The sequence below is a fragment of the Corynebacterium sp. LK2537 genome, assembly GCF_040946485.1.
Lineage (GTDB): Bacteria > Actinomycetota > Actinomycetes > Mycobacteriales > Mycobacteriaceae > Corynebacterium.
The window spans coordinates 173,845-186,974 of sequence record NZ_JAYWLQ010000001.1 but is presented as its reverse complement, the minus strand read 5'-3'; the positions used below and the strand labels follow the sequence as shown (position 1 = coordinate 186,974).

The 13,130-nt window shown below is 67.9% G+C and carries 9 protein-coding genes; 4 read left to right on the top strand and 5 right to left on the bottom strand.

Translation table 11 applies throughout. The features are described from left to right. Positions 1-23: 23 nt before the first annotated feature. The 5 genes from VVS03_RS00880 to VVS03_RS00860 form a co-directional block, all read right to left on the bottom strand. On the bottom strand, positions 24-1,433 hold the full coding sequence (locus VVS03_RS00880) for an L-serine ammonia-lyase (protein ID WP_368533948.1): 1,410 nt from the start codon (positions 1,431-1,433) through the stop codon (positions 24-26). Positions 1,434-1,540: 107 nt separating this feature from the next. Beyond that, positions 1,541-2,356, bottom strand: coding sequence for an FMN reductase (locus VVS03_RS00875; protein WP_368533949.1), 816 nt, complete (start codon positions 2,354-2,356; stop codon positions 1,541-1,543). A 65-nt stretch (positions 2,357-2,421) separates the two neighbouring features. Next, positions 2,422-3,534 carry an LLM class flavin-dependent oxidoreductase gene (locus tag VVS03_RS00870; RefSeq protein ID WP_368533950.1) on the bottom strand — a complete coding sequence of 371 codons (1,113 nt, stop codon included), beginning with the start codon at positions 3,532-3,534 and terminating at the stop codon, positions 2,422-2,424. A 57-nt stretch (positions 3,535-3,591) separates the two neighbouring features. Beyond that, positions 3,592-4,329 carry a CBS domain-containing protein gene (locus VVS03_RS00865; protein WP_368533951.1) on the bottom strand — a complete coding sequence of 246 codons (738 nt, stop codon included), beginning with the start codon at positions 4,327-4,329 and terminating at the stop codon, positions 3,592-3,594. Between the two features lie 132 nt (positions 4,330-4,461). Continuing rightward, positions 4,462-5,355 carry a neutral zinc metallopeptidase gene (locus VVS03_RS00860; RefSeq protein WP_368533952.1) on the bottom strand — a complete coding sequence of 298 codons (894 nt, stop codon included), beginning with the start codon at positions 5,353-5,355 and terminating at the stop codon, positions 4,462-4,464. 377 nt (positions 5,356-5,732) lie between these two features. Between VVS03_RS00860 and aspS the strand changes: the two genes are divergently transcribed. The 4 genes from aspS (at position 5,733) to alaS (ending at position 13,130) form a co-directional block, all read left to right on the top strand. Continuing rightward, a complete protein-coding gene (gene aspS, locus VVS03_RS00855) occupies positions 5,733-7,565 on the top strand; it encodes an aspartate--tRNA ligase (RefSeq protein WP_368533953.1) in 1,833 nt (610 codons plus the stop codon). Between the two features lie 68 nt (positions 7,566-7,633). Then, positions 7,634-8,851: a phosphotransferase family protein gene (locus VVS03_RS00850; RefSeq protein ID WP_368533954.1), complete on the top strand. Its 1,218-nt coding sequence runs from the start codon at positions 7,634-7,636 to the stop codon at positions 8,849-8,851. Between the two features lie 68 nt (positions 8,852-8,919). Further along, positions 8,920-10,299, top strand: coding sequence for a replication-associated recombination protein A (locus VVS03_RS00845; protein WP_409338385.1), 1,380 nt, complete (start codon positions 8,920-8,922; stop codon positions 10,297-10,299). Positions 10,300-10,463: 164 nt separating this feature from the next. Beyond that, positions 10,464-13,130 carry an alanine--tRNA ligase gene (gene alaS / locus VVS03_RS00840; RefSeq protein ID WP_368533955.1) on the top strand — a complete coding sequence of 889 codons (2,667 nt, stop codon included), beginning with the start codon at positions 10,464-10,466 and terminating at the stop codon, positions 13,128-13,130.

Genomic DNA, 13,130 nt, shown 5'->3' with positions numbered 1-13,130 from the left:
CGGCAACGTCCCAGTGGCTAGGCTTAGCACTCGACCTGGGTGACGGAAAAGCCCATGGTCTTGGCCAGGCCGCCGAGGGAGGTCTCCTTGTACTTGGAGAGCATGTCCCGGCCGGTTTCCGCCATGGTCTGCACGGCGTTGTCCAGGGAGACGTAGTGCGTGCCCTCGCCCAGCATGGCCATGCGGGCGGCGTTGATGGACTTGACCGCGCCGATGGCGTTGCGCTCGATGCACGGGATCTGCACCAGGCCGCCGACCGGGTCGCAGGTCAGCCCCAGGTTGTGCTCGAGGGCGATCTCCGCGGCGTTTTCGATCTGGCGGGCGTTGCCGCCCAGCAGCTCGCACATGCCGGCCGCGGCCATCGCGGAGGCCGAGCCGACCTCGCCCTGGCAGCCGACCTCGGCGCCGGAGATGGAGGCGTTTTCCTTAATGATGGTTCCAATAGCCCCCGAGGTCAGCAGGTAGCGGCGGGCGTCTTCGCGGGTGAAATTGGCCATGAAGTCGCGCGCGTAGTGCAGCACCGCGGGGATGATCCCGCAGGCGCCGTTGGTGGGCGCGGTGATGACGCGGCCGCCGGCGGCGTTTTGCTCGTTGACGGCGAGGGCGTAGAGGTTGGTCCATTCCATCGCGGAGAAGCCGCAGGAGGGATCCTCCTGCTTTTCCAGCAGGGTCTGGTAGACCTGCGGGGCGCGCCGGGGCACGCGCAGCCCGCCCGGCAGGGTGCCCTTGGTAGAGATTCCCTCGGTCACGCACTCGCGCATGGTGTCCCAGACGGTGTCGAGGTGGCGCAGGACGTGGTCCGCGCCGCCGGAGCTGCGGTGGAGCACGGCCTCGTTGGCCAAAACGATTTCCCACACCGGCAGGTCGTGGGCCTCGCACAGCTCGAGCAGCTCTTCGCCCGAGGTAAACGGGTAAGGCACCTGGTCACCAACGGCGGCCGCGGCGATACCGGCGGGCACCTCGCTGGTGGCTTCCTTTTCCGCCTCCAGCTCCGCGCGGGAGAGGATGAAGCCACCACCCACGGAGAACCACTCCTGGCCCGTGGCGATCTCGTTGCCGGCGGCGTCCCAGGCACTGAAGATGAGGCAGTTCGGGTGCTCCGGCACCGGCTCATTGTTAAAGCTAATCTCGAACTCCAGGCTGCCCGCCGGGCCCGTGACGCGGCCTTCGGAGGGGATGGGGCTGGACGGGTCCGGCTCGGCGTCCAGCGGCACCGTCAGCGGGGTCCAGCCGGCCAAGCCCAGGATGACCGCGCGGTCGGTCGCGTGCCCACGGCCCGTCGCGGCCAGGGAGCCGCGCAGCTCCGTGTGGACGCGCGCGGGCAGCTGGGGCAGCGAGTCGATGAACGCCTTGGCGGCGCGCATGGGGCCGACGGTGTGGGACGAGGAGGGCCCGATCCCGATGGAGAAGATATCAACGACGCTAATTGTCATGTTGAGTTCAAGCCACCTTTCTCTGAGCGAACAGACGTGGATTGTAACTTAAGGGGAAAGTTGTCTCGCCCCAGTCTACGTGACGAACCCCACAATGGGCGTGTGGGTTACTTCTCCGTCTCCTGCGTTTCCTGCTCGCTCGTCGCGGCGTTCGGGCTGACGTCGACAAACCCGGTCGCGTCCCGCACGCTCGTGCCCGGTTCGGGGGCGGCGGCAGCGCTGGCCTCGGCGCCGGAATTGGCGTCGCCGCCGAGGAGCTCGCTCATGGGGGTGAAGTCGTCCTCGTAGTCGATTCCGTTGCGCCGACTGGGCGCCGAACGCGTGACCGCGGGGGAGGCGGACAGGCCGCCCACCCGGTCCGTCGGCGTGACGATGAGGTCGGCCAGCTGCTCGGCGGCCTGGCTGATGCGGTTGGGGCTCAGTCCCCCGTGGCCAGCCTCGCCGCCGGCGGGGGCCGCGCCGTAGTCCTCCGTGGCGCGGTAGATGCCCGTGGGGACCACCACGGCGTGCAGGTAGTTCATCAGCGGTCGCAGGGCGTAGTCCAGGATGAGCGCATGGCGCGAGGAGCCGCCGGTCGCGGCGATGAGCGTGGGCATGCCGGTGATGGCCTGCGGGTCCAGGGTGTCGAAGAACATCTTGAACAGCCCGGAGTAGCTGCCCTGGAAGACCGGGGTGACCGCGATGAGCGCGCTGGCGGAGCTGAGCAGCCGGCGGGCGTCGTCCAGCGCCGGGGTGGCCGCGCCCCAGTTGGTCATGGCGTTGGTCAGGTCCTGGGCCAGGTTGCGGACCTCAATGAACTCGATGTTGAGGCCCTCCCCGCGGGCGGTGACGCGGGCTTCGGTGGCCGCGGCGAGCTCCTCGCCTAGCTGGCGGGTAGTAGAGGGGGTGGACAGGCCGGCGGTCACGACCACGAGGGTGTGCACGGTAAAAACCTCCTTGGGTTGGTATACGGGGCCGGTGAATAGGGCGGGGCTAGGTTCCCGGCAGTTTAGCTTTCCTCGCCGGGGTTGACGCGAAAGTGCGGCGAATCCGGGGTGTTGCGCAGGCTGGCGTGGGTCGGCGGATCGGAGGGGACGTGATCCGGGCGGCGCTGTTCGAAGCGGCGGCGCAGCTCCGGCACGACCTGGGTGCCCAGGCGCTCGATCTGGTCGAGGACGACCTCCTGCGGCAGGCCGGCGTGGTCGATGAGGAAGAGCTGGCGCTGGTAGTCGCCCACCCAGTCGGCGAACTGCATGGTGCGCTCGATGACCTGCTCGGCGGTGCCGACGGTCAGCGGGGTCATCTCGGTGAAGTCCTCGAGCGACGGCCCGTGGCCGTAGACCGGGGCGTTGTCGAAGTAGGGGCGGAAGAAGTCCTTGGCCTCCTGCTCGGTGTCCGCGATGAAGACTTGGCCGCCCAGGCCCACGATGGCCTGGTCCTCCCGGCCGTGGCCGTACTTGGCGTAGCGGCGGCGGTACATGTGCACCATCTTGGCCGTGTGCTCCTTGTTCCAGAAGATATTGTTGTGGAAGAAGCCGTCGCCGTAGTAGGCGGCCTGCTCGGCAATCTGGGGCGAGCGGATAGAGCCGTGCCACACGAACGGCGGGATACCGTCCAGCGGGGCGGGGGTGGAGGTAAACGCCTGCAGCGGGGTGCGGAACTTGCCCTGCCAGTTGACCGAGGGCTCGCGCCACAGACGGCGCAGCAGGTGGTAGTTCTCCACCGCCAGCGGGATGCCCTGGCGGATGTCCTTGCCGAACCACGGGTAGACCGGGCCGGTGTTGCCGCGGCCCATCATCAGGTCGACGCGCCCGCCGGACAGATGCTGCAGGAAGGCGTAGTCCTCGGCAATCTTGACCGGATCGTTGGTGGTGATAAGCGTCGTCGAGGTCGACAGCTGCAGGCGCTGGGTCTGCGCGGCGATATAGGCCAGGTGCGTCGTGGGCGAGGACGGGACAAACGGCGGGTTGTGGTGCTCGCCGGTGGCGAAGACGTCCAGGCCGACCTCCTCGGCCTTGAGCGCAATCTCCGTCATGTTGCGGATGCGCTCTGCCTCTGTGGGGGTGGTGCCGTTGGTCGGGTCAGTGGTCACATCGCCAATGGTGAAGATGCCGAATTGCATGGTGGGATCCTTTCTCGATCAACTATCTATGACGTGTCAACAAAATCTCGAGGGAAGTTATTCCCACTCCACGGACTCCAGCAAAACGCCCACGTCAGACTGGGTAATCACGCGGATGGGCCGCTGGGACTTCTCGCCGGTCTCGGTGATAATGAGCGCGAAGGGCAGGGAGCCATCGCGCGCCGGGGAGGTCAGGGCATCGATAGCCGCCTGCGCGCCCACCGTCTTCGGCATAAAGACCGCCCGATCGGTGTTTTCCGCCCGCTCCAGCACGTCGGCCACCGTGCGGGCGTCGATGGTCTGGTTATCACCCAAATCGGCCGCCACCCAGTGCGCGATGGTGTTGGTGGTCAAAAGCTGGCGGAAGGTGCCGGAGTCGTAGACGGGCAACTGCGAAAACCCGTGGGTACGGATGAGTTCCAGCGCCGAGAGCAGCGAGTCCTCGGGCGTTACCGTCTCCACCTTCTGATCCCCTAGCCGCGCTACCGCGCCGGGCGGGTCCATCAGCAAGTCGCGTAGCCGCTCGATCTGGTCGATGACCCGGGGGTTCGGCTCCGCTATCGGCGCGCCGTCGTGGTAGCGCCCGTGGGAGATGGCGTTGCGCAGGCTCGTGTAATCATGCAAGGCCTCGGCCTGCTGGGCGTTGAGCAGGTGTTCGTGCCGGGCGGAGTCGATAAGCCGGCGGAAAGAGTCCCCGTCCCGGGCCTTGAGCCGGGCGCGGAGGTGTTGCTCGATGTCGTTGAAAGCGGCGATAAAGCGGTGGGCGCCGTGGCCGGAGTGCGCGTCGGTAGTCATGGCACCCAGTGTAGAGCTCGGAGCGGCGCGTGCCGTGGGGAGCAGCGACGGGGGAGCGGACAGGATTTGCGCAGACTAAAGCCCCGGTGCGGTATCCCACCCGGGGCCTGAGTCGGCTACTGAGCTACTGGCTTATTTGTAGGCGCCGCGGCCCAGGGTGTCGCAGGACTTCATGGAGCCGGTCTGGTAGCCGGCCAGGAAGGATTCCTGGCGCTGCTCGGAGGTGCCGTGGGTAAAGGAGTCGGGATCCACCTGCCCGCCGGAGCGGGACTGGATGTTGTCATCGCCCACCGCGCGGGCGGTCTCGATGGCCTCGGCGACCTGCTCCTTGGTAATCGGCTCTAGGAGGGCGTCCTCGCCCTTGTCCGCGTGGGAGGCCCAGATGCCGGCGTAGCAGTCGGCCTGCAGCTCAATCTTGACCGCGTTGGAATCCTCGCCCGGGTCGTCGTAGTTCGACAGCCCCAGGGTGTCCTCGAGGTTCTGGATGTGGTGGCCGAACTCGTGGGCCACGATGTACATCTGCGCCAGCGGGGCAGAGGAACCGCCGAAGCTTTCCAGCTGCTGGAAGAAGGAGGTGTCGAAATATGCGGTGTTATCCGCCGGGCAGTAGAAGGGGCCGGTCGCGGCCGAGGCGGCACCGCAGCCCGACTGGGTCGCCTGCTCGAAGACCACGCGCTCCGGCTCGGTGTACTCGATTCCGGCCTGCTCCGGCAGGACCTCGCTCCACACGCGGTCCAGCGAAACGCCGGTGAAATCCACGCGGCAGTCGTCGTATTTGTTGCCATCCTCGGGGGTCTGGCAATGATCCAGCTGGCCGCCGGCTTCCGCCCCGGCACCGGACTGGGACGCCGGCTCCTCGGAGCCGAGCAGGCCGCCCAGCTGCCCCGGGCTGCCGCCCAGCAACAGGTAGAGACCGATCAGAACCACGGTACCCAGGCCGCCGCCGGCCGCCACGACACCGCCGCGCCCGCCACCGCCGGTACGCGCCCGTTTACCACTAATGTCACCGCCACTGCGAAAAGTCATGGCTTAAGTGTGCCATGTCCGAGCCCTATCTACCTCTTTAGCGTCCGAAAATTCCCGCGCGGAATAGGCGATCGGGCCCACCGGAGGCGGCTGAAACTGTAGGCGAGGGTCGAACAAAGGCCACGTAAAGCCGGGGTTCCACCGGAGGCCATACCGGATAACGGTTCGCGCCCAGCGCCGGCAGGTGGGGGATAAGTCACTGCCGCTTGCCGTGGGTGGGTAGACTGAAAACGTCAACTTCTGCCTCCCTTCGCCGGGCTGGCCGCTGGGACGCCGCGGGCGCTGCGTGATGCGCGCTCAGCGGTGCCTGCAGCGCGCCGGGCTTTGGGGGCGCGGAAGCTACCGAGGAAGCTATGTGTGAAGGGATTTGAGCAACAGTGCTGCGTACCCATTTGGCGGGCGAGCTCCGCAAGGATATTGCCGGCGAGACAGTAACGCTTACGGGGTGGGTGTCTCGCCGCCGTGACCACGGCGGAGTTATCTTCATTGACCTGCGCGACCGGAGCGGTCTGGCGCAGGTAGTCTTCCGCGAGTCCGAGGTCGCCGAGCGCGCCCACGACCTGCGGTCCGAGTACTGCATCAAGGTCACCGGCGTGGTCGAGGCCCGCCCGGAGGGCTCGGAGAACCCGAACCTGCCCTCCGGTGAGATCGAGGTCAACGTCACCGACCTGGAGGTGCTGAACAAGTCGGCGGCGCTGCCGTTCCAGATTGACGATCCGTCGACCTCCGGCGAGGTCGGCGAGGAAGCGCGCCTGCGCTACCGCTACTTGGACCTGCGCCGCGAGAGCCAGGGCAACGCCCTGCGCCTGCGCTCGGCCGCCAACCGCGCCGCCCGCCAGGTCCTCGACTCCCACGACTTCACCGAGATCGAGACCCCGACCCTGACCCGCTCCACCCCGGAGGGCGCGCGCGACTTCCTCGTGCCGGCCCGCCTGAAGCCGGGCTCCTGGTACGCCCTGCCGCAGTCCCCGCAGCTGTTCAAGCAGCTGCTCATGGTCGCCGGCATGGAGCGCTACTACCAGATCGCGCGCTGCTACCGCGACGAGGACTTCCGCGCCGACCGCCAGCCGGAGTTCACCCAGCTGGACGTCGAGATGTCCTTCGTGGACCAGGACGACGTCATCGCCCTGGCCGAGGAAATCCTGGTCGCCCTGTGGAAGCTCATCGGCTACGACATCACCACGCCGATCCCGCGCATGACCTACGCGGACGCCATGAAGTACTACGGTTCCGACAAGCCGGACCTGCGCTTCGACATCAAGATCGTGGAGTGCACCGAGTTCTTCAAGGACACCACCTTCCGCGTCTTCCAGAACGAATACGTCGGCGCGGTCGTCATGGACGGCGGCGCCTCCCAGCCGCGTCGCCAGTTCGACGCCTGGCAGGACTGGGCCAAGCAGCGCGGCGCCAAGGGCCTGGCCTACATCACCATCGCCGAGGACGGCACCCTGGGCGGCCCGGTGGCCAAGAACATCACTGACGCCGAGCGCGAAGGCATCGCCGAGCACGTCGGCGCCAAGCCGGGCGACGCCATCTTCTTCGCCGCCGGTGACACCAAGTCCTCCCGCGCCCTGCTGGGCGCCGCCCGCGGTGAGATCGCCCGCAAGCTGGACCTCATCAAGGAAGGTGACTGGGCGTTTACCTGGGTCGTCGACGCCCCGCTGTTCGAGCCGGCCGCCGACGCCACCGCCTCCGGCGACGTGGCCCTGGGCCACTCCAAGTGGACCGCCGTGCACCACGCCTTCACCTCGCCGAAGCCGGAGTGGATTGACTCCTTCGACGAGAACCCGGGCGAGGCCACGGCGTATGCCTACGACATCGTCTGCAACGGCAACGAGATCGGCGGCGGCTCCATCCGTATCCACCAGCGCGACGTCCAGGAGCGCGTCTTCAACGTCATGGGTATTGGCGAGGAGGAGGCCCGCGAGAAGTTCGGCTTCCTGCTGGACGCCTTCGCCTTCGGCGCCCCGCCGCACGGCGGCATCGCCTTCGGCTGGGACCGTATCGTCTCCCTGCTGGGTGGCTTCGACTCCATCCGCGACGTCATTGCCTTCCCGAAGTCCGGCGGCGGCGTCGACCCGCTGACGGATGCTCCGGCCCCGATCCCGGCCGCGCAGCGCAAGGAGACCGGCGTGGACTTCAAGCCGGAAAAGAACGCCAAGGCGGACAAGGAAACCAAGCCGAAGGCGCCCGACTCGACGGATAACTAAGGCGGCACGCCCCGGGCCACGCGGTGCGTGTTCCGGGGCTTAACGCTTACCCCAGGAGGAGATTTTAGGTGGAGACTGCACAGCCCGACCAGCAGGCAATTGTCGCCTTTGCTGAGGACTTATTGTCCAACCGGTTCGGGGGAACGCAAAAGCTCAGCGACGTCGAAGCCTTGGTGGGGTCCGGGCATGCGGTCGTGCTGCGGGCCCGCGTGGCCAACTCCCCGTTCCTCCCGCATCGGTCGGTGGTCATCAAGCACAACCCGGCCACGGGCTACGCCGTCGACGACGCCGCCTTCCTCCGGGAGATCGTGGCCTACCAGTTCACCAACTCCCTGGCGGCGGACGTCCGCCCCGGGCCGGTGCTGCTGGCGCACGACGTGGACAAGCGCGTGGTGGTGCTCACCGACTCGGGCAACACCGACACCTTCGCCGAGGCCCTCGAGTCCGCCGACGCGGACGTGCGGCGAACGCTGCTGCGCTCCCTGGGCGCGGAGCTGGGCCAGATGCACGCCGGCACCGCCGACCGCGAGCAGGACTACGACCTGCTGCTGTCCCGGATGCTGAAAAAGCACCCGGAATACGCCGAGAACCAGGTCATGCGCGACAAGGCGCTCTATGACTCCATCTACCGTGGGGTGACCATCGCCGAGGCCGCCGGCCTGGAGGTCCCCGAGGAGGTCAAGGACCTGGCGGACCAGGCGGCCAAGTCGTTGCAGTCCGGCCGCTACCGCGCCTTCACGCCCTTTGACCTGTCGCCGGACAACATCATCGTGGCCGACAACATCCACTTCCTGGACTACGAGTGGGCCGGTTTCCGCAACGTCGGCTTCGACGTCGCCTGCGTCGTCGCCGGCTTCCCGCAGTTCCTCTTCGCCCAGCCGGTCTCCGACGCGGAGGCCGACGTCTTCATCGAGGCCTGGGCCCGGGAGGTCCACAGCCTGTGGCCGCAGTTTAAAGACGCCGGCCAGATCCAGCACCTGGTCACCGCCTGCCTGGTCGGCTGGGCCTTTTCCAGCCTGACCACCATGTCCGCCGGCGGGGTAGAGGTGCTCGCCGCCGTGCTGCGCGGCCACGAGGAAATCCCGCTCGGCCCGGAGCAGTCCCTCCTGCGCACCGCTGAGCACGGCCCGTTCAGCGACGACGAGCTGCTCATCCGCCGCGATCTCTTCGAGACCTTCGAGGCCCTGTCGCGCTTTGCCAACCGCTGCGAGGACGGCGACTGTCGCCCGGCCGCCGACTTCGGCGCGGTCGTAGCCCAGCGCCTGCGCGAGCCCGGCCAGCGCTAGATCGGCGCGGCGCGGACCCCGGCGTTGCCGCCCCGGATGTTGTAGAAGAAAGTGAGGTGCCAGCCACCGTGGCTCAAGAAGATCTCTTCGGTGGGATTTCCCCGACCCCGGAATCCGAGCAGCCCAGCGGGCTGGCTGGCCGCGGGCAGCAGATGTTTAGCACCCACGCGGGCTCGCCGCTGGCCGCGCGCATGCGCCCGCGCACCCTGGACGAGGTCGTCGGCCAGAAACACCTGTTAGACCCCGGCAAGCCGCTGCGCCGGCTGGTGGAAGGCTCCGGGGAGGCCTCCGTCATCCTCTACGGCCCGCCGGGCACGGGCAAGACCACGATCGCCTCCCTGATCGCCAGCGCGATGGGGCAGAATTTCGTGGGCCTGTCCGCGCTGGACTCCGGCGTCAAGCAGGTCCGCGAGGTCATCACCCAGGCCCGGTACGAGGCCGCCCGGGGCGCGCGCACCGTCCTCTTCATTGACGAGGTGCACCGCTTTTCCAAGACGCAGCAGGACGCGCTGCTGGCGGCGGTCGAAAACCGCACGGTCCTGCTGGTCGCCGCGACCACGGAGAACCCGTCGTTCTCGGTGGTCTCCCCGCTGCTGTCGCGCTCGTTGCTGCTGCAGCTCAACCCGCTCGGCGACGAGGATCTTAAGACACTGGTCGACCGGGCGGTAGGAGACGAGCGCGGCCTGGCCGGCCGCATCACCGTGAACGCCGAGGCCCGGGACCAGCTGGTGCTGCTGGCCGGCGGCGACGCGCGCCGCGTGCTGACCTACCTGGAGGCCGCGGCCGAGGCCGTGCCCGACGGCGGGGAGCTGGATACCCAGACCATTAAGGACAACGTCAACAAGGCGGTGGTGCGCTACGACCGCGACGGCGACCAGCACTACGACGTCGTCTCCGCGTTCATCAAGTCGATCCGCGGCTCCGATCCGGACGCGGCCCTGCACTACCTGGCCCGCATGATTGAGGCGGGGGAGGACCCGCGGTTTATCGCCCGCCGGCTCATCGTTCACGCCTCGGAGGACATCGGCATGGCGGATCCGACCGCGCTGCCGACCGCCGTGGCCGCCGCCCAGGCCGCCCAACTGATCGGCCTGCCGGAGGCCCGGATCCCGCTGGCGCAGGCCACCATTCATCTGGCCACGGCGCCGAAGTCGAACTCGGTCATCGGCGCTATCGATGCCGCCCTGGACGACGTGCGCGCCGGCAAGTCCGGCTTCGTGCCCGCCCACCTGCGCGACGGCCACTACGCCGGGGCGAAGGACCTGGGCAATGCCGTGGGCTATGTCTACCCGCACGACGATCCGCGCGGGGTGGTGGCCCAGCAGTACCTGCCGGACACCTTGGCGGACGCGGTCTACTACCAGCCCACCGATCACGGCGCGGAAAAGCGCGTGCGCGGTTTCCTGGGCCGCCTGCGGGACATCGTCCGCGGGCGCGGGCGCGGCTAGCGGCCGAGCAGGGACGAGCCGGGGCTAGCGCGGTGCCGGAGCGGCGCGCGGTACAGCCGGTGGGACGGGGCGATTCGGGCGTCCCGAACTTCACCCACAGCTGTGGGGCGGGTAAAGTTGAGCGCTGTTACTGACGTTAGTCGATAATCAAAGGAAGTTACCTGGTGAAGACCCACGAGATTCGGGAGCGCTTTACTGCGCATTTTGTGAAGAAGGGCCACGAGCCCGTCCCCAGCGCCTCGCTGATCCTGGACGATCCTAACCTGCTGTTCGTCAACGCCGGCATGGTTCCCTTCAAGCCCTACTTCTTGGGCCAGCAGAACCCGCCTTTCCCGAACGGGCTGGCTACCTCCATCCAGAAGTGCGTGCGCACCCTGGACATCGAAGAGGTCGGCATCACCACCCGCCACAACACCTTCTTCCAGATGGCCGGCAACTTCTCCTTCGGCCAGTACTTCAAGGAAGGCGCTATCACTAACGCGTGGGAGCTGCTGACCAACTCGGTCGACGACGGCGGCTTCGGCCTGGACCCGGATCGCCTCTGGGTCACCGTCTACGAGACCGACGACGAGGCCGCCAGCATCTGGCACGACAAGATCGGCGTGCCGGAAGAGCGCATCCAGCGCATGGGCATGGAGGACAACTACTGGTCCATGGGCGTGCCCGGCCCCTGCGGTCCGTGCTCCGAGATCTACTACGACCGCGGCGCCGAATACGGCAAGGAAGGCGGCCCGGCGGCGGACGACAACCGCTACATGGAGATCTGGAACCTGGTCTTCATGCAGAACGAGCGCGGCGAGGGCAACGGCAAGGGCGATTTCGAAATCGTCGGCGAGCTGCCGAAGAAGAACATCGATACCGGCCTGGGCATCGAGCGCGTCGCCTGCCTGCTCCAGGGCGTGGATAACGTCTACGAGACGGACCTGCTGCGCCCGGTCATCGACGTGGCCGAGGAGCTGACCGGCTCGAAGTACAACTCGAACCACGAGGACGACATCCGCTTCCGCGTCATCGCCGACCACTCCCGCACCGGCATGATGCTCATCCTGGACGGCGTGACCCCGTCCAACGAGGGCCGCGGCTACATCCTGCGCCGCCTGCTGCGCCGCATCATCCGCTCCGCCCGCCTGCTGGGCGCGACCGGGGAGACCATCGAGCGCTTCCTGACCACGGTCATGGACACCATGGAGCCGTCCTACCCGGAGATCGCCGACAACCGCGAGCGCATCCTGCGCGTGGCCAAGAACGAGGAAAAGGCCTTCCTGAAGACCCTCGAGTCCGGCACCTACCGCTTCGACGAGGCCGCCGCAGCCGTTAAGGCCGCCGGCCAGAAGACCCTGCGCGGCGAGGACGCCTTCGCCCTCCACGACACCTACGGCTTCCCGATCGACCTGACCCTGGAGATGGCCGCCGAGGCCGGCCTCGAGGTCGACATGCCCGCTTTCGAGGCCGCCATGGCCGAGCAGAAGGCGCGCGCCAAGGCCGATAACCGGGCCAAGAAGCACGGGCACACCGACGAGTCCCTGTACCGCGAGTGGGTGGACAACCAGCCGACCGTCTTCACCGGCTACGAGGAGCTGAGCTCCGACGCCCAGGTCATCGGCCTGGTGCGCAACGGTGAGAAGGTCACCGAGGCCGAGGTGGGCGACGAGGTCGAGGTTATCCTGGACCAGACCCCGCTCTACGCCGAGTCCGGCGGCCAGATGGCCGACCGCGGCCGCCTGGTGGCAGGGGAGACCACCCTGCAGATCGACGACGTGCAGAAGATCGGCAAGAAGCTGTGGGTCCACAAGGCCACCGTCACCGCCGGCGGGCTGGATCTGGGCACGCGCATGACCGCGGAGGTCGACGCCGCCTGGCGCCACGGCGCCACCCAGGCGCACACCGCCACCCACCTCATCCACGCCGCGCTGCGCCAGGTGCTGGGCCCGACCGCGGTCCAGGCCGGTTCTCTGAACCGCCCGGGCTACCTGCGCTTCGACTTCAACTTCACCGACCAGCTCACCGAGGCCCAGATGGAAGAGATCGCGCTTATCACCAACCAGGCGGTCGACTCCAACCTGGCGGTCAACACCATCGAGACCTCCCTGGAGGAGGCCAAGGCGATGGGCGCGATGGCGCTGTTCGGCGAGAACTACGGCCGCAACGTCCGCGTCGTCGAAATCGGCGGGCCGTTCTCCATCGAGCTCTGCGGCGGCACCCACGTCGGCGCCTCCTCTCAGGTCGGCCCGGTCTCCGTGCTGGGTGAGTCCTCGGTCGGCTCCGGCGCCCGCCGTATCGAGGCCTACACCGGCCTGGACGCGTTCAAGTACTTCTCCAAGGAAGCCGCGCTGGTCGAGGGCGTTTCCCGCGACCTGAAGGTCCAGACCGAGGAACTGCCGGAGCGGATCGCCCAGCTGAGCGAGAAGCTCAAGGCCGCGGAGAAGGAAATCTCCACCCTGCGCAAGGCCCAGCTGCAGGCCCAGGCCGCGGACTTCGTGGCCGCCGCCCGCGAGGTCAACGGTTTCCAGACCATCATGCTGCGCCTGCCGGAAGGCACGGATGGCAACGATCTGCGCACCGTGGCCACCGACCTGAAGAACCGCCTGAAGGACCGCGACGGCGTCATCGCCCTGGGCGCGAAGAACGGCGAGAAGTTCTCCTTCATCATCGCCGCGACCCCGTCCGCCGTGGAACGCGGCGTGAAGGCCGGCGACATCGTCAAGCTCTTCGGCGAGTACGTCGACGGCCGCGGCGGCGGCAAGCCGGACATGGCGCAGGGCTCCGGCCGGCTGGCCGAGGGCGCCGAGCGGGGCTTCGAGGCCGTCAAGGACATGCTGGAAAGCCTGTAA